This window comes from Microbacterium sp. T3-8, assembly GCF_055398145.1.
This window is the reverse complement of sequence record NZ_AP027918.1, coordinates 2976933-3000011: the sequence shown is the minus strand read 5'-3', so window position 1 is coordinate 3000011 and position 23079 is coordinate 2976933. Positions and strand designations below refer to the sequence as shown.

Below are 23079 nucleotides of genomic sequence, written 5' to 3'. Positions count from 1 at the left end.
GGTCGGAGTACGGCAGGGCGCCGGAATCTTCCGCGGGTACCCGGCTCGAGGCATCGGGCGGCTGGTGCGAGCGGTTCATCATCCCGCGGCGGCGAACCCCGCATCGATGAACTCCTGCAGGTCGACGCGGCGAACCAGCCGTCGCCCCGCGATTTTCCCCGACTTGATCTGGTTGGTGTGGATGAGCCAACGAACGGACGCGGGGGAGCGTCGGGTCAGCTCAGCTACCTCGTCCACCGTGAGCAGGTCGTGCTCCGGCGATGCGGTAAGGGTCATACTCTCTCCTTCCATCGAAATTGTGGCCTAGCAACAGTATTGCATGACTCCCCACGATTTCGCAACACTCCCACATTTGTGTGGCAAACTCGGTTTGTGGATCAGTCAGAAGAGACAGCGTTTGCCCAGTCCGTCCAGCGGATGCGCGAAGACCGGGGGTGGAGCCAGGGGGAGCTGGCGCGCCGAATGGTCGCCGCAGGCTGGGACACCTACTCACAGATGACGGTTAGCCGCACCGAGAAACTCGAGCGTCCGATCCGCCTGGGGGAGGCTCTTGCACTTGCCAGAGTCTTCAACGTGACTCTCCCGCTAATGATCAGTGGTGGCGACGGGGGTGCCGAGGCGCTCGCAGCTCTGCGCGACGTTCGAGCGCAGCTCCTCACCGCTAAACGCAATTTCAAGATCGGTTCAGAGATGGCGGATCAGGTTCTATCCAGTGTTCGACGGATGCGTGAGGACGGGCGCATTCCCGAAGGATCCGCATACGCAGAATGGATATCCGAGGTCGAGGCAGACGTCTACGACCTGCTTTCGGGCGGAGATGGCGGGCGTCATGGCGAGCATCAAGCAACGACCTAGCGGGGTCTGGCGCGCGCGATACCGCGATCAGAACGGTAAGGAGCACTCAGCGCACCGAAATACGAAGCGCGAGGCCCAAAAGTGGCTCGACGAGCAGACGGCGGCGATGGTCACGGGGCAGTGGGCTGATCCCTCGGCGGGCCGGGTTTCCTGGGATGAGTGGGTTGCTCGATGGATCGGCATGCAAGTCTGGGTCGACGGTACGGAGGTCGCAGCTCGCACTGCTGTGGATTCGGTGACGTGGCGATCGAAGCCGATGCGCGACGTGAAGCACGGCGACGTGCAGACCTGGGTCACGCGCGAGACCGATAGGGGATTGGCGCCCTCCACGATCCGCACCCGCTTGAACTATGTGCAGATGGCTTTTCGCGCCGCCGTCGACAACCAGGTGATTGCCCGCAATCCCGCTGTGAGGGTGAAGACGCCGCGGCAGCGCAAGCAGTCGGCGAGGCTGCGCGTGCTTTCTGTCGATCAGGTGGCTGCGGCGCTCGAGGTAGCGGGGGAGTTCAGACTGTTTGTCGCCGTCTGCGCCTTCGCCGGTCTGCGATTGGGAGAGGCCGCGGGACTGCAGGCGGGGGATATCGACCGCGAGCGCAACACCATCGCGGTGCGCAGGCAGGTTCAGGGCACGTCGATTCCATCGACCAACGTCGTCCCGCCGAAAGCTGGTTCTGAGCGTGAGGTGTTCGTTCCCGCTGAGCTAATCGAGATGATCGAGGGGCTTAGCAATCCTGATACCCCTGAACGGTTTCTGTTCCGCACGCCTCGGGGCCACCTCTTCAATCGGAACAGCGCCGGCCATGAGTGGCGGAAGATCCGGGAAGCAGTCGGGTTCGACGACGAAATCACGCTCCACACGCTCCGCCACACGTTCGCGTCTAACCTGATTGCCTCCGGGTGCGACGTCGTGACGGTTCAGCGCGCGCTCGGGCATTCGCAGCCCTCGATCACGCTCAATGTCTACTCGCACCTGTGGCCGTCTGCAGAGGACAAGACGCGCTCTGCGACGGCCACATTTATGGGGAACGTCTTGGCGGTTGCGGACTCCTAGCGGACTACGGTCGGAAAACCCCAGGTCGGAAGGGGTGCTTACCGGTAGTTGATGAACTGCAGGTCGACGTCGAGGTCGGAGCCCTTGAGGAGGGCGATCACCGACTGGAGGTCGTCGCGACTCTTCGACTGCACGCGCAGCTCGTCGCCTTGGATCTGGCTCTTGACGCCCTTGGGGCCCTCGTCGCGGATGATCTTGTTGATCTTCTTCGCGTTCTCGGAGGAGATGCCGTCCTTGAGCGTCGAGACGATGCGGAACTCCTTGCCGCTGGCGAACGGGTCGCCGGAGTCGAGGCTCTTCAGCGAGATGCCGCGCTTGATGAGCTTGGACTGGAACACGTCGAGCACGGCCTTCGCGCGCTCCTCGGTGCCGGCGATGATGAGGATCTGCTCGCCGCTCCAGGCGATCGACGCGCCCGTGCCCTTGAAGTCGTAGCGCTGCTCGATCTCCTTGCGGGCCTGGTTCAGGGCGTTCTCGGCCTCCTGGTGATCCACTTTCGAGACGATGTCAAAGGAACTGTCAGCCATACAGGGAGTGTACCGAGAGTGCGCAACCCGCGCCCCTCGCGCCCGTGGCCCGGCGACACGCGTGCGTCTCGGCGTTGCTCCGCGTGCAACCGATACTTCGGTCGTAGCGTGAAGGCATGGCACGAGTCGGTGGACGCAACCTGGCGATGAGCTGGTTCGCGGGAGTGGTCTGCGCCGGTGTCGTCGCCGGGTTGATCTGGCTCTCCCTGCCGATGATGCCCGTGCTCGCCGCATTCGCCGGCGACACGTTGCGATCGATTTTCCCCTGAGCGGGACCGTCGCTTCCCGAACGCCCCGGAGGGTGAATGCCGACACGTCGGCACGCCTCCCGGAGCGCGTCCGCGGGCGGCGGTACCCTCGCACTGCACACTTCCGATGAGAGGCGCACCCCATGAGTGACCCCGAGGTTCCCCAGCCCGAGCGGCCGAAGGACGTCAACGACGTCCTCGACAGCGCGAACGAGGGTCTCGACGCCGCCGCCGCGGCCGGTGCCGACGTGCCCGCCGGCGACAACGCCGCGATCCGTGACGACGCCGCCCACGGTGACGCCGCCATCCACAGTGACGCCGCTCCCGGTGCCGCCGTGTCCGAGCCCGCCACGACGGATGCCGCGACCGCCGCTCCAGCCGTCGACCCCGATCTCGCGGCCTTCGAGGCCGCGGAGCGCGATCACCCGGGCACGTTCTCGGCTCCGGTCGAGCGCCGCGAGTCCGTCTACGGCGCCGAGGCCACCGAGGTGATCGCCGCGCCCACCGCGTACGTCGACGAGACGCCGACGGTCGCGGACACCGCCTACTCCTCGCGTGCCGAAGCCGAGACCACCATCGTCCCCTCGGAGCCGGCGTTCGCCGCAGCCGCTCCCTCCCAGCCGCAGCCGCAGCCGATCTTCGTCCAGGCTCCCGAGCCGCCGCACGACCGCGGCAACCGTGGAACGGCCGGCGCGATCGGACTCCTCGCCACCCTCGCCTTCGCCGTGCTCTACCTGGGCGCCACGCTCGGGCTGGGCGCGCTCGCGGGCGATGTCGACGGCAGCAACATCGGGCAGGCCGCTCTCGCACCGCTGCAGACCGCGGGATACTGGGTGCCGGTCGCCGTCTTCTTCCTCGGTTTCTGGCTGCTCGGCGCGATCATCAACCGCGGTCGCTGGGGCCTCTGGGTCGTCTTCGGCATCATCGTCGGCGCGATCGCGTACGGCGGCCACCTTCTCGGGCAGCTCTTCCAGGCGCAGTTCTGGACGCTCACCGCTTCCGAGGGCGCCGACCTCATCGGCGGTCAGCTCCTCGCCCCGCTCGCGATCGTCGCGTTCGTGTTCGCCCGCGAACTCACCATCTGGTTCGGTGCCTGGGTCGCCCGCAGCGGTGCCCGCAAGACCGAGCTGAACCTCGAGGCGCAGCGCGAGTACGAGCGCACCCTCGAGGCCGGCCCGACGCTGTCGAGGTAATGACGCACACGCCGATGCCGAACCCCCGTGGACCCGAGTCCGCGGGGGTTTCGCCTGTCCTGGCGGTGGTCTTCGCCACCATCGGCTTCTTCGCGCTGGCGATCTTCGGGCTCGGTGCAGTGAGCGTGCTCACCGACAGCGACATCATCGCGACGCCGGGGCTGGGGCAGTGGCCGGGCATCGGCGGCATGGCCGCGGCCGTGCTCGCCTTCGCCGTCCTGCTCTGGTCGGTCGTCCGTCGCCCCGGGCCGTCGTTCTTCTCGGCGCTCGTGATCGCGGTGGCGACGGCGCTCGTGCATCTGGCCGCGGTCTGGATCGCCGTGGCGAGCGTCGCCGGGAGCGCGCTGCTCGCGACGGCGGTCGCCGGCGACCTGGTGCGCGGGGGAGCGAGTGCCGTGCTGCTCCTGGCCGCCGCGATAGGCGCCTGGGCCGGGATCGCCCTGCGGCGCACCCGCGCACGGCATCCGCGCTGGCCCTGGGAACGCGACGAAGACGCGGAGTGATGGGCGGCGGTGACGCGCCGCTCTCCCGGCGTGTCGCCGCGGAGCGCCCGCTCGCGCGTACCCTGGTGGGGTGGAGCGCTCGTTGGAGACGCAGGTCGACCAGGCCGTCGAGGCCTGGTTGCGCTGGGTGCCGCGCTGGGAGCCGGCGACCCATCGCGGTCGGATCGCGCCGTGCCGCCGGTGCCTCGGCTCCCCGCTGCTCTCCGCCGCGGGGATCGGAGCGAACGTGCCGCACGGCGTGCAGCACGGGCTCTCGACGCGGTTGAAGACGATCGTCGATCACGCGGTCGCCGACTACACCGCCCGCAACCTGCCGATGCTGCAGCGCGAACTCGATCAGCAGGCCGCCCGCAACCGCGCGCGCAGCTACCGCCCGGCCGAAGACCTCGACCCCGAGTTCGACGGGTTGCCGCTCGATCCCGACCCGGTTCCGGGCGCGCCGTTCCTCTTCACGATCGCCGGCCTCGCCGACGACGCGGCCGAGACACTGCCACCCCTGCCGCCGTTGACAGAGGAGGCGAAGGTGGCGCTGCGCCAGGAGGTCGGTCTGGCCGATGAGTACGCCAACATGGTCGGCCGTGAGATCTGCGGTCTGCTGCTGCGGCACCGTCTGCCGATCCAGGCCGCCATCGCGCAGCACATCGAGCCGCAGATCGAGGCGCTCCTCACCGAGCTGACCCAGTCGCTCGACTCGCCCTTCGACGCCGACCCGAGCTAGCGACGGCATCCGCGCGGGGAGCCCGCGGTCATTTGACCGGCAGGTTACGCGCCATTACACTTGGTCAGGTGTGTGCACGTCTCGACGTGCGCGCTGGGCGCCGGCCCCATGGTCGGTCCGCCCCCACGGCATACCCACCACACCAAAAGCGCGTCCGTTCGGACGTGCCGGTGGGTCATGATGTGAAACCCATCACGCTGTCACCGTGCAGCATTATGAGGAGAGAACGTGCCAACCATTCAGCAGTTGGTTCGCAAGGGTCGCTCGCCCAAGGTCACCAAGACCAAGGCGCCGGCGCTCAAGTCGAACCCGCAGCAGGCCGGGGTCTGCACCCGCGTCTACACCACCACCCCGAAGAAGCCGAACTCGGCGATGCGCAAGGTCGCCCGTGTGAAGCTCCGCAACGGCACCGAGGTCACCGCGTACATCCCCGGTGAGGGCCACAACCTCCAGGAGCACTCGCTGGTGCTCGTCCGTGGCGGTCGTGTCAAGGACCTCCCCGGTGTGCGTTACAAGATCGTCCGTGGCGCCCTGGACACCCAGGCCGTCAAGAACCGTAAGCAGGCTCGTTCCCGCTACGGCGCGAAGAAGGGTTGAGTTAGATGCCTCGTAAGGGTCCCGCCCCCAAGCGCCCCGTCGTCAACGACCCGGTCTACGGCGCTCCGATCGTCACCTCGCTGGTGAACAAGATCCTCGTCGACGGCAAGAAGTCGCTGGCCGAGTCGATCGTCTACGGCGCCCTCCGCGGCGTCGAGGCGAAGAACGGTCAGGATGCCGTCGCCACGCTCAAGAAGGCGCTCGACAACGTCCGCCCCACCCTCGAGGTCCGCAGCCGCCGCGTCGGTGGCTCGACCTACCAGGTGCCGGTCGAGGTCAAGCCGCACCGCGCGAACACCCTCGCGCTGCGCTGGCTCGTCAGCTACGCCAAGGGTCGTCGTGAGAAGACGATGACCGAGCGTCTCCAGAACGAGATCCTCGACGCCTCGAACGGCCTGGGTGCCGCGGTCAAGCGCCGCGAAGACACCCACAAGATGGCCGAGTCGAACCGCGCGTTCGCTCACTACCGCTGGTAAACAGCTCCGCCCGCCCCCGGCCATCCGTCGGGGGCGGGCACCCCCTCTTCGCAGTACGACTGCCAGAAAAGATAAGGACACTCCCGTGGCACAAGACGTGCTCACCGACCTGAGCAAGGTCCGCAACATCGGCATCATGGCGCACATCGATGCTGGCAAGACCACCACGACTGAGCGCATCCTGTTCTACACGGGTGTCAACCACAAGCTGGGCGAGACCCACGACGGTGCTTCGACCACCGACTGGATGGAACAGGAGAAGGAGCGCGGCATCACGATCACGTCTGCCGCCGTGACCTGCTACTGGAACAAGAACCAGATCAACATCATCGACACCCCCGGTCACGTGGACTTCACGGTCGAGGTGGAGCGCTCGCTCCGCGTCCTCGACGGTGCCGTCGCCGTCTTCGACGGCAAGGAGGGCGTCGAGCCCCAGTCCGAGACCGTGTGGCGTCAGGCCGACAAGTACAACGTCCCGCGCATCTGCTTCGTCAACAAGATGGACAAGCTCGGCGCCGACTTCTACTTCACGGTCGACACGATCATCAACCGCCTCGGCGCCAAGCCGCTGGTCATCCAGCTGCCCATCGGCGCGGAGAGCGACTTCATCGGTGTCGTCGACCTCATCGAGATGCGCGCACTGGTGTGGGCGGGTGACGCCAAGGGTGATGTGACCATGGGCGCCTCCTACGAGATCCAGGAGATCCCGGCCGACCTCAAGGAGAAGGCCGACTCCTACCGCCAGCAGCTGCTCGAGACCGTCGCCGAGAGCGACGACGCACTCCTCGAGAAGTTCTTCGGTGGCGAGGAGCTCACGGTCGCCGAGATCAAGGGCGCCATCCGCAAGATGACGGTCGCCTCGGAGATCTACCCGGTGCTCTGCGGCTCGGCGTTCAAGAACCGCGGCGTGCAGCCGATGCTGGACGCGGTCGTCGACTTCCTCCCGAACCCGCTCGACGTGGGCTCGATCGAGGCGCACGACCCCAAGGACCCCGAGAAGATCATCGAGCGTCACCCCGACGCCAACGACCCGTTCGCCGCGCTGGCGTTCAAGGTCGCGGTGCACCCGTTCTTCGGTCGTCTGACCTACGTGCGCGTCTACTCGGGTTCGCTCGAGTCGGGCTCCGCGGTCATCAACTCGACCAAGGGCAAGAAGGAGCGCATCGGAAAGATCTTCCAGATGCACGCCAACAAGGAGATCCCGGTCCCCTCGGTCACCGCGGGCAACATCTACGCCGTCATCGGTCTGAAGGACACCACCACCGGTGACACCCTGACCGACCCGGCCTCCCCGGTCGTCCTCGAGTCGATGACGTTCCCGGAGCCCGTGATCGAGGTCGCCATCGAGCCGAAGACCAAGGCCGACCAGGAGAAGCTGGGTGTCGCCATCCAGAAGCTCGCTGAAGAGGACCCGACCTTCCGCACCGAGCTCAACCCCGAGACCGGTCAGACGACCATCAAGGGAATGGGCGAGCTGCACCTCGACATCCTCGTCGATCGCATGAAGCGCGAGTTCAACGTGGAGGCCAACGTCGGAAAGCCCCAGGTCGCGTACCGCGAGACGATCCGCAAGGCCGTCGAGAAGCACGACTACACGCACAAGAAGCAGACCGGTGGTTCGGGTCAGTTCGCGAAGATCCAGTTCACCATCGAGCCGATGGACCTGGACTCCGAGAACACCTACGAGTTCGTTAACGCCGTCACCGGTGGACGCATCCCGCGCGAGTACATCGGCTCGATCGACGCCGGTTTCCAGGACGCCATGAACGTCGGAGTCCTCGCGGGCTACCCGATGGTCGGCGTCAAGGCGACCATCGTCGATGGTGCCGCGCACGACGTCGACTCCTCGGAGATGGCGTTCAAGATCGCCGGCTCCATGGGCTTCAAGGAAGCGGCTCGCCGCGCCAGCCCGGCTCTCCTCGAGCCGCTGATGGCCGTCGAGGTCCGTACTCCCGAGGAGTACATGGGCGATGTCATCGGTGACCTGAACTCGCGTCGTGGCCAGATCCAGTCGATGGAGGACGCCGCCGGCGTCAAGGTCGTCCGTGCCCAGGTGCCGCTGTCCGAGATGTTCGGTTACATCGGCGACCTGCGCTCGAAGACCTCGGGTCGCGCGGTCTACTCGATGGAGTTCCACAGCTACGCTGAGGTTCCCCGCAACGTGGCCGACGAGATCGTCCAGAAGACCGCGGGCGAGTAACAACTTCTGGGAGCCGGGTTCCGGCCCGGCTCCCAGGTCCCCTACAACTTCACATTCCCTCTCTACTAAACTGAGATTCACACCCGTAGAGAACCGGTCGCAATCCAGTGCCCGGCACCCTCTACACGACGTCCTGAGGAGGACCCAGTGGCTAAGGCCAAGTTCGAGCGGACCAAGCCGCACGTCAACATCGGAACCATCGGTCACGTTGACCACGGCAAGACCACGCTCTCCGCAGCGATCTCGAAGGTGCTTGCTGACAAGTTCCCGTCTGACACCAACGTGCAGCGCGACTTCGCTTCCATCGACTCGGCGCCGGAAGAGCGCCAGCGTGGTATCACCATCAACATCTCGCACATCGAGTACGAGACCCCGAAGCGCCACTACGCGCACGTTGACGCCCCCGGCCACGCCGACTACGTCAAGAACATGATCACCGGTGCGGCTCAGATGGACGGCGCGATCCTCGTGGTCGCCGCCACCGACGGCCCGATGGCTCAGACGCGTGAGCACGTTCTGCTCGCCAAGCAGGTCGGCGTTCCGTACCTGCTCGTCGCGCTGAACAAGTCCGACATGGTCGACGACGAGGAGATCCTGGAGCTCGTCGAGCTCGAGGTCTCCGAGCTGCTCGCCTCGCAGGGCTTCGCCGAGGACGCTCCTGTCGTCCGCGTCTCCGCTCTCAAGGCCCTCGAGGGTGACGAGAAGTGGGTCCAGTCGATCCTCGACCTCATGGAGGCCGTCGACGAGAACGTGCCCGACCCGGTGCGCGACAAGGACAAGCCGTTCCTGATGCCCGTCGAGGACGTCTTCACGATCACCGGTCGTGGAACCGTCGTCACGGGTCGCGCCGAGCGTGGCACCCTGGCCATCAACTCCGAGGTCGAGATCGTCGGACTGCGTCCGACCGTCAAGACCACGGTCACGGGTATCGAGATGTTCCACAAGCAGCTCGACGAGGCATGGGCCGGCGAGAACTGCGGTCTCCTGCTCCGTGGTACGAAGCGTGAGGACGTCGAGCGCGGCCAGGTCATCGTGAAGCCGGGTTCGGTCACGCCGCACACCGACTTCGCGGGCACTGCGTACATCCTGTCGAAGGACGAGGGTGGCCGTCACAACCCGTTCTACACGAACTACCGCCCGCAGTTCTACTTCCGCACCACCGACGTCACCGGCGTCATCACGCTGCCCGAGGGCACCGAGATGGTCATGCCCGGCGACACCACCGACGTGACGGTCGAGCTGATCCAGCCGATCGCCATGGAAGAGGGCCTCGGCTTCGCCATCCGTGAGGGTGGACGTACCGTCGGCGCTGGTACGGTCACGAAGATCATCAAGTAAGCATCTGCTTCCTGCACAAGGGGTCGGACCTTCGGGTCCGGCCCCTTTTGTGTTGCCCGGACACCCGAGAATCCGGTATCCCAAACTCGTTCCCCTATCCAGTTGAATAAAACACGAAGTGTTGGATATGGTGAATACCGCTATGCGAAAGCATGGCGAAGCAGGCATGTGTTCGAGCCCTAGGTCGAGCCGGCGCTGCAGCGGCCAGGGAAACCCGAAGCTTCCCTGAGCCGCTGATCTGCGTGCGCCTGCCTGTATCGGGGAGAGCCTGCGCGCCGGGGAGTGGCGCGCGGGATAAAGGGGAGTATCACCATGCGTTCGAACGCGCGTCCGCAGAAGCAGCAGCACGCCCGGAAGCTGACGGCGATCACCGCCATCGTCTCCGTGATCGCCGGGGCGTTCGTCGCCGGTATTTCGGCTCAGATGGCATCGGCCAACAGTTGGACGCCCAGCGTCTCGGTCGAGAGCGTGGATCCCTCGGGCGCCGGAAAGGACTTCGTCCTCGCCGAGGAGAACGTCGGCTTCGACGTCGCCGTCTCGAACACCTCGGGCGGACGGCAGTTCAACCTCAGCCTGATGGCGATGGTCCCGGCATCCGTCTCGTTCGTCTCGGGCGGCGAGTTCGGTGCCCCGACGATCTTCACCGAGGGCCAGGTGCTGCCCAACCGCACGCGCACCGCCGCCACCGATCTCCCGAGTTGCACCGACCTCGGCCTCGTGGCCGCCCCCACGGGCTCCGCTCAGCCGCAGTTGTGCGCGGTCCCCGCCGGTCAGCAGGTCTGGGTCTGGTCGAACGTCAACGACCTCCCGCAGGGGGCGACCGTTCCCTCCACGATCACGATCGCCCCGGCATCCGACGCCTACCCGGTCGGCAGCCGCATCGACTTCTCGATCCGAGCGTTCACCAGCGACGACCCCGCGCGTCTGCCCACGTTCGACGGCTCGACCAGCGTCTCCCGCACGGCCGACCACACGTCGGGTACGGGCTTCGCCGATGACGACGTGCCGGTCAAGGCGCTCCGCGTCACCAAGTCCGAGCCCAGCGCCGAGGACGAGCGTCTGCGCGGCGCGCACGGCGAGCCCACCGTCTACACCGTGACCGTGCAGAACACGAAGCGCGAGGCGACCCTCGGCGCGACCGTGACCGATTACCTCCCCGCCGGAATCGAATACCTGGGTGACGGCACCACCGTCGACAACTCGGCACCGGGTGCCGAGTACCCGACCGCGCCTCGTCTCGCCGGCGGCGCGATCGACGGCGAGACCGTCGAGACGGTGTCGCTCACCGAGGCCCAGGCGCTGGCTCTCGGACTCCCCGGCGCCGGTGTCTACACCAAGGTCACGTGGCTGCTCGGCGACCTCGCGGCCGACGAGACCCGTACCCTCCAGTACCGCGCCGTCGTCCCGCTGTTCGCCAACGCGCAGTGGGCGGCGGGCACGGCCCCGTCGGCAGAGAGCGGCGCACAGGCGGCGAACCTCGACAACAACACCGGCGCCTCCACCCGCCACGGTGCCACGGATGCGCCGGCCACCGCGCAGACGTTCCGCAACGTCGCGTCGGTCGTCGGCACCTACCAGGGGCCGGTCTTCGGCGGCGACGAGTCGCTGCGCGCCAGCTCCGACGACGATGACGAGATCATCGAGGCGGTCGACGTGCGCGTGCTCAAGAGCGTCGACTCGAGCGGACTGTTCTCGACGGGATCGGTGGCGGTCTACTCCATGCAGGTCGACGTCAGCGAGTACGTCGATGCGAGCGACATCATCCTCACCGACGTCATCCCGAACGGTCTCTGCCCCGCGCTCCCTGCGGGGGAGACGGCCGCGACCCTCATGATCGACGGCGCGACGGTCACGTCCGAGCGCTGGAACTCCGAGGTCCCCGGCGAGGCGTGCAACTACCCGACCACCGCGAGCGGCGCCGTGCTCTCCGACGACCTGACGGTCGTCTCGATCGACTACGACCGCACCGACGGCACGTTCACGGTCGTCTTCTCCGCCGACGACCTCGTCGCGGGCGAGACGATGACCGGCCGTTACTCGGTCATGCAGCGTCCCAACTACAGCGGCACCAGCGGCGGTACGAGCTCGGGCGACAGCTTCGTCAACCGGGTCACCGTCACGGCGCAGACCGACCCGATCGCCGCGATCGCGAACGACCCGGCGCTGAGCGCGCGCGTCGGCGGTGCCCGCCTGATCTCGGACGACTCCGCCGCGATCATCACCTCGGGCTTCACCGGACTCACGAAGACGGTTCTCGAGCGCGGCAGCGAGCTCACCACCGACCCCGAGGCCTGGGTGAAGGATGCCGTCCAGCCGTTCTCGCCCGGCGACTCGGTCTGGTACCGCATCGAGATCCCGTTCGCGAGGGGGATCGACATCCGTAACGCCGAGCTCGTCGACTACCTCCCCGAGGGCGTCGCACTGCAGGAGATCCGCTACGCGTACACGGGCTTCCCGGCGGGCGCATCGACGACGACCCCGGTCGCCTACGGCTCCTCCGGATTCCCCACCGATTTCATCCCGAACCCGGTGACGACCGAGTCGTCGCTCACCTGGGAGTTCGGCTCGCGCAACCGCGGGGGCAGCGACCACCGCTTCATGCCTGCGGGCAGCACGGTGACCGTCTACATCCGCGGTGAGGTGCAGGCGCAGTCCGCATCCCGCGAAGAGGTCGACAGCCCGAAGAACCAGGCGAAGTACCAGCAGGTGAACGTCAACGGCGAGATCTCCTTCCGCCGCGACGACGCGGGCATCGACCTCGACTGGGGTTCGACGCTCACCAAGGGCATCGCGGCGGTCAACGGCACCGCGACCCCGAACGGTACGACCTTCGGCGCGCGCACCGAGACGAACCAGGTCGTGCAGAACGACAAGGTCGAGTACCGGATCGACGTCACCTCCCCCCAGAACTCGACCACCGACTACGTCGTGTGGGACGTTCTCCCGGCAGGGGTGAAGAAGGCGGACGTCGCCGATTTCACCGCCGCGACGTACGACGGCGGGGCGACCGCACCCGCGTCGCCGTACACGACGGCGGATGACGTCACCGCGGTCGCCTACGACGATGGAGAGCTGCCGAACGGGATCGCTCTGACGCCTGCGTACAGCGGGCGCTCGGCGATCGTCTGGACGATCGGCGCCTCGGTTCCCGGCAGCACCCCCGCGACGACGGGTGAGAACGCCGCGCCCGAGGTCGTCCGCGGCCTCTCGCTCGGTTACACCCTCACGGTTCCCGCCGGCGCGACGAACGGCGGCGCCGCCGCACAGCTCACGCAGAGCTACGTGAACACGGCCGGCATCGTCAGCTACGCGATCGAGAACACGCCGTCGACGAAGACCACGGTCGTGCCGCAGGCGGATGCCGGTGGCCAGCAGCTCACGAACCGCACCCCGCAGGCCGGTGAGGTCGCGGCATCCGATGTCGACACGGTCGACACCGCCGAGGTGCACCTGCCCGACGTGACCGTCGCCAAGAAGCTCCTGTCGACCGAGGTCGGCCCGACGACCGGGACGCCGTTCGGTCAGACGGATCTCGGCACCTCGGCGCGCAACTCCGCGTCGCAGATCGTGCAGGGGGAGTACGCGACCTTCGAGTACTCGATGAGCATCCCGGCCCGCACTTCCATCCGCAATGCCGTGCTCTCCGACAACGGCGCGCTCAGCACCGGCGGCGCGGCGGTCACGTACCAGTACGTGGCGGGGAGTGCGAAGTTCTTCGGTCCGACGGGAGAAGAGATCGAGACGGCCGACGAGGCCGACGGCTTCCGGACCGCCGAGACCTCGGGCGCCGCGCGCGGCGTGCTCACCTTCCCGAGCACGTACACGAACGGCACGGACGAAGCGCAGACGTTCCGCGTGCAGATCTCGGTGTGGGTGAAGGACCGCGACGCCAACACGGCCAACGCGAGCCAGCCGCAGATCGCCAACGGCACGCAGCTGACGAACACGGCCACACTGACCTTCGGCGACCCGAACAGCACGAACACGAACGCGCGCCTCACCCGCACCGCGAACGCCCAGGTGCAGTTCATCGAGCCCGCCCCGCGGCTCACGAAGACGGCATCGTCCGCGACGGTCGCCGCCGACGGCACGGTGACCTACACGTTGCGAGCGGAGAACGGCGCGAACCGCGTCTCGTTCTACGACGCCGTCGTGCTCGACTGCGTGCCGACCGAGATCACGCCGAGCACCCTCTCCGCCACGTCCGGTGATCCGCGCATCATCGGTGACTGCGCGATCGGCACGGGCAACGTGATCCAGCCGGGCACCGGTCCGGGAACGCTCATCGAGTGGACCATCCCGGTGATCAACGGAACCGGCCCGACCGGTGCGCCCACGCTCACCTACACCGGGACGGTCGAGACCCAGGCCGGCGGCGGGTCGACGTTCACCAACCGTGCCGAGCTCAAGGGATACACGCTCCCGCTCGCGGTGGGCGATGACACCGACACGTCGGACCGTCGCGGCACGGTCGCGGCGATCAGCTCCGCGACGGTGCGCATGCCCGAAGCATCCATCCTCAAGACCGTCGAGCCGGGCTCCGCACCGGTCGGCGACGTCGTCACCTACACCCTGACCACCACACTGCCGGCCAGCACGAACTTCTACGACGTCGTGCTGTCCGACACCCTGCCGGTCGGAGTCGAGTACCTCTCGGGCGGCACGCACACTGAGACGGCGAACTGGGCGGGCGCTCCCAACACGCCCGTGATCGGCGCCCCGTCGCTGAACGGGCGGACGCTCACCTGGAGCGTCGGTCCCGACGACATCCTCGCGTGGTCGGCGAACCGCACGATCACCGTCACGTTCGAGGCGCGTATCACGAACGCCGTGACGGCCGCGGCGCCGAGCAACACGGGCACCTTCGCCTGGAGCTCGGTCAACGGATCCACCGCACCGGGGGACCGCAAGACGCCGACGTCGACGGCCACCGTGACTCTGCTCCACCCCAGCGTCACGATCGCGAAGGCCGTCAAGACGACGGGCGCCGCGGACTCGACCTATGCGGCGAGCAAGACGGGGAACCCCGACGAATCCTTCACCTATCGCGTGCGCGTGACGAACGCCACCGGTGCAGGCACGGCGCCTGCTCACGGGATCGTCGTCACCGACACGGTCGACGCGGGAGTGCGCATCGACACGAAGCAGAGCGTGTTCGACGAGGCCGTGTTCTCCGATGAGGACGCGATCCGCGACGGCCGCGGCGGCGTGATCACCTGGACCCTCGCCGGTCCGCTCTCGAACGCGAGCGGTGCCAACGTGCGCGACCTCGTCTACGAGGGCAGCTTCGTCTCCTCGGAGTCGCTGCGCGCGATCGCCCTCAACAACACGGTTCGCGTCACGCAGTATTCGTCGGCGTCGTCCGATGGCTGGGTCTACCGTCCGGGCTCGACCCGCCCGGGTGGGGCAGCCATCCCCACCACCAACACGACGGGCAGCGCGGCGATCAGCCCGCTCTTCCCGAGCATCCAGCTGCAGAAGAGCGTCACCACGCCGGGTGCCCAGGCCTTCATTGGCGAGGCGTTCTCCTGGACCCTCCAGGCCCGAAACGTCGGTGCGGGCTCCGCCCAGACCGTCACCCTCACCGACACCCTTCCGACGGACTGGCGCTTCGACGACTCGGTGGCGCCGCGCATCTCGGTGGCGGGTCAGGCGGCGATCGCCCTCGACGCGCCCACGATCACGACGGCGAACGGTCGCCAGGTGCTCACCTGGGTGCTGGGTTCGGAGACCGGTGCGGCGTTCCTTCCGGGAACCGCCGCCGGGGCGACCGATGCCCAGCGCACGGTCGTCGTGACCTTCTCCTCGAAGCCGCTCGCGGATGCCGTGACCACGGCGGGAGCGGGACTCGCGACCAACCACACGAACACCCTCACGGGTTCCGCCACCGATCGGACGGGCGTCACCCGTAACGCGAACGGCCTGTACGTCGACACGAACGCGCAGGCGAACGCGCAGATCGCCCGTGCCGACCTGAAGATCGTCAAGCAGGCGATCGGCGGCGACGCCCAGGGCGCCTGGACGGCCGGCGATTCGGTGCGCGGCGGGTACACGCAGCCGCAGTGGCGCATCACGGTCACCAACCAGGGACCGGATGCCGCGAACGGTCCGTTCCGCGTGACCGATGAGGCCGTCCTCCCCGACGGCGTGACCACCGGTGCCTTCACCGCGCGGTACTACAGCGGCGCCGCCGACACCACGGGCACCGCGCTCTCGCTCTCGGGTGCGGGCACGGCAGCCGACCCGTTCGTCGTCGGTACGACCGGCACGGCCCTGAAGGCCGACGGTTCCGACCGGATCGTCCTGGTCGCGAACGTCACGATCCAGGCCCCGGCCACCGGGACCGCCGAGAACACCGCGAGCGTCACCGGCCGCACGTACGAGCTGCCGGCCGACATCGCGAAGGACAACGCGGCCACGGCCACGAAGCCCATCTCGAGCGCTGCCGATCTCGCGATCGAGAAGACGGTGAACACCGCCGAGGTGACCGCCGGACGCTCGATCACGTGGAGCATCGCGGTGCGCAACAACGGCCCCTCGGTGTCGGCGTCGACGGCGGACGACAAGATCACCGTGACCGACACCATCCCGGAGGGGATCACCGGCGTGGCCGACCCGTCGGCGGGGCTGACGGCGTGGACCGCCTCGGCATCCGACGGCTGGCCCGCCACCGCCGGTGACACGATCACCTGGACGTTCACGGGCACCCAGCTCGCGGTCGGTCCCGCGCAGGATCTCTCGCTGACCGGTACCGTGCTCGCATCGTGGACGCCCGACGACGGCGACATCGTCAACGAGGCGACCGTCACCGCGGGGGCGACCACCGATCCGACCACCACCAACAACTCCGACGATGTCACCGTCTCTCCGGGGGATGCGACGACCCTCGCCATCACCAAGACGCGCGTCGTGAACGACCAGGGAGTCTGGAAGGACGCCGCGCAGTTCGGCGGGCCGCTGCCCGTCGTGGTCGCCGGTGAGACGGTGAGCTACCGCGTCGTCGTGACGAACAACGGACCGGCGGATGCCCGCGACGTCAGCGTCGAGGACGAGGTGCCGAGCATGCTCGCCTTCGCATCCGTCGAGGACGTGACGGGCACCTGGACCCGAATCGCGGGCCCCGACACCCACGACACGTTCACCGTCGACGGCACCGTGCCGGCGGCCGCGGGGGACAACACCCGCGCGTTCGTCGTGACCTACGACGTCGACGCCGCGCTCGCGCCCGGTTCGGTCGTCGAGAACTGGGCGACCGCATCGGCGACCAACGCCACCAACGAGCCGCGCGACGGCGACACGACGGACTCCGACCGCGTCGCGGATCTCGCGATCCTCAAGCAGGCGATGGATGCCGAGGGCGTCGCCGTCGCCGAGGGAGAGACCCCGGAGGTGACCGCGGGCACGCAGACGCGATTCCTGCTGACGGTGACGAACCAGGGGCCGAGCTTCTCGAGCGCGCCGATCACGATCAGCGATCAGCTCCCGGCAGGTCTCACGTACAGCTCGTCGACCATCTCGATCGCGGGAGCCGAGGCAGACGCCGCCAGCCCCACGGTGTCGGAGAACGGCCGCGCGATCTCGTGGACGGCGCTGACCGAGGAGCAGACCCTCGAGGTCGGATCGACCATCGAGATCGTCGTCACCGCCGACGTGGCCGCAGACGTTCGCCCGCAGACCCTGGTGAACGAGGCCGACGTGACGGGGCCCGACGACTTCGACCCCGCGAACAACCACGGCGAGGCCGAGATCGACATCGTCACCCTCGCCGAGATGACGGTGCAGAAGGACGTCGCCGACGGTCCGTGGATCGCCGGCACCGAGGTCGAGTACACCATCACGGTCGACAACGAGGGGCCGTCCGTCGCGGACGCCTTCCTCACCGACGTGCTGCCGGCCGGCCTCGCCCCCGTCTCGATCGCGGGCGAGGGCTGGACGTGCGACGAGGACGCCCAGAGCTGCATCCGTCGCGGACACCCGCTGGGGGAGAGCACGATCACGGTCGTCGCCCTCATCGAGTCGAACGTGCCCACCGGCACCGAGCTGACGAACACGGCGAACCTGTCGTGGACCGACAGCCGCAGCACCTCGCCGCACTCCGACAGCGACGACGCCGCGATCGACGTCTCCACGGATGCCGACCTCGGCCTCGTCAAGACGGCGGTCGACGCCGAGGGCGCCGAGATCACCTCCGCGGTCGCGGGGGAGAGCGTGCGCTACCGGATCGAGGTCGAGAACGCCGGACCGAGCGATGCGGTCGGGCCGATCACGGTCACGGACGCGCTGCCCTCCGGCATCCGTTTCACCGGTCTGACCGGTGACGCCGTCGAGGCGTGGTCCGCGCAGGCCGACGACGCCGATCCGCAGACCGTGACCTTCACGATGCTGCCGGCGGACGCGGGCCTCGTGAACGGCGCCGCTGCGCCCTCGATCGAGTTCGAGGCCGCCGTCGACCCGTCGGTCGCGCACGGCACGGTGCTCACCAATACGGCATCCGTGTCGTCGGGCACCCCGGACTCGAACCCCGAGAACGACGGTGACTCCGCCGACCTCACGATCGCTCGCGAGGTCGATCTCTCGATCACGAAGACCCACGACGCAGCCGCCGTGCGCATCGGCGACGAGCTCGCGTTCGCTCTCGAGGTCCGCAACGCCGGACCGTCCGAGGCGACGGATGTCGTCGTTACCGACGTCGTGCCCGCCGGGCTCGAGGTCACGACGACCGTCGGCGACGAGGTCGGAACCGACTGGTCGATCGAGAGCATCGCACCGGTCGATGCGGAGGACGCGACGGCCGGGACCCGTGTGGTCGCGCGCTACGCGCTGCCCCTCGCGCCGGGCGAGACGGCATCCGTCCTGGGCGTGAGCACCCGCGTGCTCGTCGCGGCCTACTCCGAGGTCGTGAACGTGGCGGATGTCTCCGCCGCCGAGATCACGGAGGAGCACCCCGACCGCACCCCCGACGACAACCGCGCGTCGGACGTCGTCACGGTGCCGCCGATGGCCGCGCTGGTCGTGAGCAAGACCGCGGTCGGCGAGTTCCAGGTCGGCAAGGCCGGGTCCTACGAGATCGTCGTGCGCAACGACGGTCCCACCGCCGACCCGGGGCCGATCACCGTGACGGACGTGCTGCCCGCCGGGCTCTCGTTCGCCGGATCTCCCGACGAGGGAGTGCAGGTCGATGGCCAGGTCGTGACCTGGACGCTCGAGGACGGCCTCGCGGTCGACGAGGAGATCACCCTCGCGCTGCGCGTGAACGTCGGCGAAGCCGCGTACCCGTCGGTCACCAACGTCGTCACGGTCACCTCGCCCAGCGAGCAGACCGAGGACGCCGTGCTGACCGACGAGGCCACGGTCGATGTCGCCGCCGCGGATCCGCTCGCCACGACCGGTGCCGAGATGGCCTGGGGTCTGCTCGCGGTCGCCCTGCTGATGATGGTGTCGGGAGGACTGTTCGTCGCCGCGCGTCGACGCTCTTCCGCCGGCGCGTCCGTGCATGCAGAATGAGGGTGCCCGGAACCGATCCGGAGCACATGACCAGTAGGGGACGCACATGGGTATCGAGGACGCCGTCAACAAGGGCAAGGACTTCGTCGAGCAGAACAAGGACAAGATCGCCGAGGCCGTGAAGAGCGAACAGGCCGAGGACATCAGCGACAAGGTCCTCGACGGCGTCGCCGACTTCGCCAAGAAGATCGCTCCGGGTGCGTCCGAAAAGATCGACGAGATCCGCGACGCGGCCGACAAGCAGGTCGGCAACAAGTAGTCGATCGCTCCGAGGGCGGTGATCTCCGGGAGGAGGTCACCGCCCTCCGTCGTGCGCTGCGATATTCCGGCGGATGCTCGCGTGGAGACCCGCGGATGCGTAGACTGGAGCCGACCGCACTGGGGATAGGGCGGTCGGGGAGCCCGGAGGGGTCCGGACTCCTGAAGCACGCGGCTCGTCCGCGTTCAACTGGGGAATGCGATCTTGGGGATCATCTTGCGACGTGCGCACTCGCTGCGCGCCTTCGTCACCCCGCCTGCACGGCGGCGTCATCGCCGTGCCCTCGATCGAGGATCTCGGCGTCCCTTCACGCCGGATTCCTCGCGTTCGGTGTGCCCCCTCGCACTGAACGCCCTCCCCGAACGGGGCGAGGCATGGGGATGCCTCGCCCCGTTCTCACCTCGCGGCTGAGGCTTCGGCGGCGGCGCGACACGCCCGGGTTTGCACAAGTGAAATACCCCGTGGCAGAATAGACAGGTTCGACATTTCGGTGCGCTCAGCGTGCGCCGAATCACTGCCAGGGCAGTGCATAGACGGTGTCTCCTCTGAGAGGCGCAGGGTTCTAGGCCGCGGGTAGCAGAACACACAACCCCGACACCTTCCTTTCGAGGTCTTCGCCGTGCGCGGCGGAGGTCGGGATGACAGCAGAACAGTGGTGCGCAGAGCGACTCCCCGGAGTCGTTCGAGTGCCGAGGCGCGAACAGCGCCGACGTGCGTCCAATGCCCCTGAGCCACCGGGTTCAGGCCGGTAAGACGCTTAAAGAGAGTGAGCAGACAATGGCGGGACAGAAAATCCGCATTCGCCTGAAGTCGTATGACCACGAGGTCATCGACTCGTCGGCACGCAAGATCGTCGACACCGTGACCCGTGCGGGCGCGACCGTCGTCGGCCCCGTGCCGCTTCCGACCGAGAAGAACGTCGTGTGCGTCATCCGGTCGCCCCACAAGTACAAGGACAGCCGCGAGCACTTCGAGATGCGCACCCACAAGCGTCTGATCGACATCGTCGACCCGACGCCCAAGGCCGTCGACTCGCTGATGCGTCTCGACCTCCCGGCCGATGTCAACATCGAGATCAAGCTCTGAGGTTCGACATGGCTGACATCAACGCAAAGATTTCCAAGGGCATGCTCGGCACGAAGCTCGGCATGACCCAGGTGTGGAACGAGAGCGGCAAGCTCGTCCCCGTCACCGTCATCGAGCTCGCACCGAACGTGGTCACCCAGGTTCGTACCCCCGAGAAGGACGGCTACAACGCCGTGCAGATCGCGTACGGCCAGATCGACCCCCGCAAGGTGAACAAGCCCCTCACGGCTCACTTCGAGGCCGCCGGCGTCACGCCGCGCCGCCACGTCACCGAGATCCGCACCGCGGACGCTGCTGACTACTCACTCGGTCAGGAGCTCACGGTCGACGGCACGTTCGAGGCCGGCCAGCTCGTCGACGTCGTCGGCACGAGCAAGGGCAAGGGCTTCGCCGGTGTCATGAAGCGTCACAACTTCAAGGGCGTCTCGGCATCGCACGGTTCGCACCGCAACCACCGCAAGCCCGGCTCCATCGGCGCATCGTCGACCCCGAGCCGCGTCTTCAAGGGCATGCGCATGGCCGGCCGTATGGGTGGCGAGCGCGTGACCGTCCTCAACCTCACGGTGCACGCCATCGACATCGAGAAGGGTCTGATGCTCGTCAAGGGCGCCGTCCCCGGTGCTCGTGGCCGCATCGTCTACGTCCGCAACGCAGTGAAGGGTGCCTGATCATGGCTGACTCGACTCTCGCGCTCGACGTCCTCAAGGCAGACGGCAAGAAGGCAGGCTCGATCGAGCTTCCCGCCGCGCTGTTCGACGTCAAGACGAACATTCCGCTGATCCACCAGGTCGTCGTCGCGCAGCTCGCGGCGGCTCGCCAGGGAACCCACTCGACCAAGCGTCGCGGTGAGGTCTCCGGTGCCGGCCGCAAGCCCTTCAAGCAGAAGGGCACGGGTAACGCCCGTCAGGGTTCCATCCGCGCGCCGCACATGACCGGTGGTGGCATCGTGCACGGCCCCAAGCCGCGCGACTACTCGCAGCGCACGCCCAAGAAGATGATCGCCGCCGCCCTCCTGGGTGCGCTCAGCGACCGCTTCCGCGGCGACCGCCTGCACGCGATCGACAGCTTCGGCTCCGAGGGCTCGCCCTCGACCAAGGCAGCCGCGGGCTTCCTCGGCCAGGTCGCCACGTCCAAGAACGTGCTGGTCGTCATCGAGCGCGGCGACGAGCTCGCGCTCAAGAGCCTGCGCAACCTCGGTCACGTGCACCTGCTGTCGTTCGACCAGCTCAACGCCTACGACGTGCTCGTCTCCGACGACATCGTCTTCACCCAGGCCGCGCTCGAAGGCTTCATCGCCTCCAAGTCCGGCGCCAACCAGGAGGTCTCCGCATGAGCGAGCAGGCATCTGTTCTCCAGACGGCCCTGAACAAGGACCCGCGCGACGTCATCCTGAAGCCGGTCGTGTCCGAGAAGAGCTACGGCCTGATCGATGAGGGCAAGTACACCTTCCTCGTCGACCCGCGTGCTTCGAAGACCGAGATCAAGCTCGCCATCGAGAAGATCTTCGGCGTCAAGGTCGCGTCCGTCAATACGCTCAACCGCGTCGGCAAGGCCCGTCGCACCCGCTTCGGCACCGGCAAGCGCAAGGACACCAAGCGCGCCATCGTGACCCTGAAGTCGGGCACCATCGACATCTTCACGGCAATCGGCTGATCCGGGGGATAAGGACAATCATGGCAATTCGCAAGTACAAGCCCACGACCCCGGGCCGTCGCGGCTCGTCGGTGGCTGACTTCGCCGAGATCACCCGATCGACGCCGGAGAAGTCGCTGCTGCGCCCGCTCTCGAAGACCGGTGGTCGTAACAACCAGGGGCGCATCACGACCCGTCACATCGGTGGTGGCCACAAGCGCCAGTACCGCGTCATCGACTTCCGTCGCAATGACAAGGACGGCGTGAACGCCAAGGTCGCTCACATCGAGTACGACCCCAACCGCACGGCTCGCATCGCGCTGCTGCACTACTTCGACGGTGAGAAGCGCTACATCCTCGCTCCGGCGAAGCTGAAGCAGGGCGACATCATCGAGTCCGGCGCGGGTGCCGACATCAAGCCGGGAAACAACCTCCCGCTGAAGAACATCCCGACGGGTACCGTCATCCACGCGATCGAGCTCCGCCCCGGCGGCGGCGCGAAGATGGCGCGTTCGGCCGGAGCATCCGTCCGTCTCGTCGCCAAGGACGGCCCCTACGCCCAGCTGCGTCTGCCCTCGGGCGAGATCCGCAACGTCGATGCGCGCTGCCGCGCGACCATCGGCGAGGTCGGCAACGCCGAGCAGTCGAACATCAACTGGGGTAAGGCCGGCCGTATGCGCTGGAAGGGTGTTCGCCCGACCGTGCGTGGTGTCGCCATGAACCCGGTCGACCACCCGCACGGTGGTGGTGAGGGTAAGACCTCCGGTGGTCGTCACCCGGTCTCCCCGTGGGGTCAGGCTGAGGGTCGCACCCGTCACGCCAACAAGGAAAGCGACAAGTACATCGTGCGTCGTCGTAACGCCGGCAAGAAGCGCAAGTAGGAGTAAGAGAA

19 protein-coding genes are annotated in these 23079 nt (G+C 67.6%); 17 read left to right on the top strand and 2 right to left on the bottom strand.

What is annotated here, in order from left to right; all coding sequences use genetic code 11:
- Positions 1 to 78 precede the first annotated feature (78 nt).
- Entirely contained in the window at positions 79 to 276 is a 198-nt protein-coding gene (locus ACZ5Y9_RS14430; protein WP_464471621.1) for a helix-turn-helix domain-containing protein, read from the bottom strand.
- Between the two features lie 96 nt (positions 277 to 372).
- Here ACZ5Y9_RS14430 and ACZ5Y9_RS14425 point away from each other — a divergent pair, with 96 nt between their 5' ends.
- Both ACZ5Y9_RS14425 and ACZ5Y9_RS14420 read left to right on the top strand, forming a co-directional pair.
- A complete protein-coding gene (locus tag ACZ5Y9_RS14425; RefSeq protein ID WP_464471620.1) occupies positions 373 to 855 on the top strand; it encodes a helix-turn-helix transcriptional regulator in 483 nt (160 codons plus the stop codon).
- Positions 830 to 1906 carry a tyrosine-type recombinase/integrase gene (locus tag ACZ5Y9_RS14420; protein WP_464471619.1) on the top strand — a complete coding sequence of 359 codons (1077 nt, stop codon included), beginning with the start codon at positions 830 to 832 and terminating at the stop codon, positions 1904 to 1906. Before ACZ5Y9_RS14425 ends, ACZ5Y9_RS14420 begins: the two co-directional genes overlap by 26 nt.
- A 38-nt stretch (positions 1907 to 1944) precedes the next feature.
- Here ACZ5Y9_RS14420 and ACZ5Y9_RS14415 read toward each other — a convergent pair whose 3' ends face one another.
- Complete coding sequence (locus tag ACZ5Y9_RS14415; RefSeq protein WP_247625188.1) at positions 1945 to 2433, bottom strand: YajQ family cyclic di-GMP-binding protein; 489 nt, start codon at positions 2431 to 2433, stop codon at positions 1945 to 1947.
- Positions 2434 to 2549: 116 nt separating this feature from the next.
- On the opposite strand from ACZ5Y9_RS14415, the gene ACZ5Y9_RS14410 reads away from it, so the two are divergent.
- From ACZ5Y9_RS14410 to rplB, 15 genes are all read left to right on the top strand, one after another.
- Entirely contained in the window at positions 2550 to 2702 is a 153-nt protein-coding gene (locus ACZ5Y9_RS14410; protein ID WP_247634091.1) for a hypothetical protein, read from the top strand.
- Positions 2703 to 2824: 122 nt separating this feature from the next.
- On the top strand, positions 2825 to 3874 hold the full coding sequence (locus ACZ5Y9_RS14405; protein WP_464471618.1) for an ABC transporter: 1050 nt from the start codon (positions 2825 to 2827) through the stop codon (positions 3872 to 3874).
- A 65-nt stretch (positions 3875 to 3939) separates the two neighbouring features.
- Complete coding sequence (locus tag ACZ5Y9_RS14400; RefSeq protein ID WP_247634093.1) at positions 3940 to 4377, top strand: hypothetical protein; 438 nt, start codon at positions 3940 to 3942, stop codon at positions 4375 to 4377.
- 70 nt (positions 4378 to 4447) lie between these two features.
- Positions 4448 to 5095 carry a spermidine/putrescine ABC transporter substrate-binding protein gene (locus ACZ5Y9_RS14395; RefSeq protein ID WP_464471617.1) on the top strand — a complete coding sequence of 216 codons (648 nt, stop codon included), beginning with the start codon at positions 4448 to 4450 and terminating at the stop codon, positions 5093 to 5095.
- A 228-nt stretch (positions 5096 to 5323) separates the two neighbouring features.
- Positions 5324 to 5692: a 30S ribosomal protein S12 gene (gene rpsL / locus ACZ5Y9_RS14390; protein WP_017201609.1), complete on the top strand. Its 369-nt coding sequence runs from the start codon at positions 5324 to 5326 to the stop codon at positions 5690 to 5692.
- 5 nt (positions 5693 to 5697) lie between these two features.
- Complete coding sequence (gene rpsG, locus ACZ5Y9_RS14385; RefSeq protein ID WP_017201608.1) at positions 5698 to 6168, top strand: 30S ribosomal protein S7; 471 nt, start codon at positions 5698 to 5700, stop codon at positions 6166 to 6168.
- Between the two features lie 85 nt (positions 6169 to 6253).
- The gene (gene fusA / locus ACZ5Y9_RS14380; RefSeq protein WP_282185368.1) at positions 6254 to 8368 is read left to right on the top strand and encodes an elongation factor G; all 2115 of its coding nucleotides are present in this window, start codon (positions 6254 to 6256) and stop codon (positions 8366 to 8368) included.
- Positions 8369 to 8515: 147 nt separating this feature from the next.
- Positions 8516 to 9706 carry an elongation factor Tu gene (tuf, locus tag ACZ5Y9_RS14375; protein ID WP_042538710.1) on the top strand — a complete coding sequence of 397 codons (1191 nt, stop codon included), beginning with the start codon at positions 8516 to 8518 and terminating at the stop codon, positions 9704 to 9706.
- A gap of 312 nt (positions 9707 to 10018) precedes the next feature.
- Complete coding sequence (locus ACZ5Y9_RS14370; RefSeq protein ID WP_464471616.1) at positions 10019 to 19210, top strand: isopeptide-forming domain-containing fimbrial protein; 9192 nt, start codon at positions 10019 to 10021, stop codon at positions 19208 to 19210.
- Between the two features lie 46 nt (positions 19211 to 19256).
- Positions 19257 to 19469 carry a hypothetical protein gene (locus ACZ5Y9_RS14365; RefSeq protein WP_464471615.1) on the top strand — a complete coding sequence of 71 codons (213 nt, stop codon included), beginning with the start codon at positions 19257 to 19259 and terminating at the stop codon, positions 19467 to 19469.
- A gap of 777 nt (positions 19470 to 20246) precedes the next feature.
- Positions 20247 to 20555, top strand: coding sequence for a 30S ribosomal protein S10 (gene rpsJ / locus ACZ5Y9_RS14360; protein ID WP_030147986.1), 309 nt, complete (start codon positions 20247 to 20249; stop codon positions 20553 to 20555).
- Positions 20556 to 20563: 8 nt separating this feature from the next.
- Positions 20564 to 21223 (top strand): 50S ribosomal protein L3, encoded by a 660-nt coding sequence (gene rplC / locus ACZ5Y9_RS14355; protein WP_247625181.1) that lies wholly within the window; start codon positions 20564 to 20566, stop codon positions 21221 to 21223.
- A 2-nt stretch (positions 21224 to 21225) separates the two neighbouring features.
- Positions 21226 to 21888, top strand: a complete 663-nt coding sequence (rplD, locus tag ACZ5Y9_RS14350) for a 50S ribosomal protein L4 (RefSeq protein ID WP_247625180.1) — start codon at positions 21226 to 21228, stop codon at positions 21886 to 21888.
- Entirely contained in the window at positions 21885 to 22208 is a 324-nt protein-coding gene (gene rplW / locus ACZ5Y9_RS14345; RefSeq protein ID WP_247625179.1) for a 50S ribosomal protein L23, read from the top strand. Before rplD ends, rplW begins: the two co-directional genes overlap by 4 nt.
- Before the next feature lie 20 nt (positions 22209 to 22228).
- Positions 22229 to 23068, top strand: a complete 840-nt coding sequence (gene rplB, locus ACZ5Y9_RS14340) for a 50S ribosomal protein L2 (protein WP_247625178.1) — start codon at positions 22229 to 22231, stop codon at positions 23066 to 23068.
- Positions 23069 to 23079: the final 11 nt, after the last annotated feature.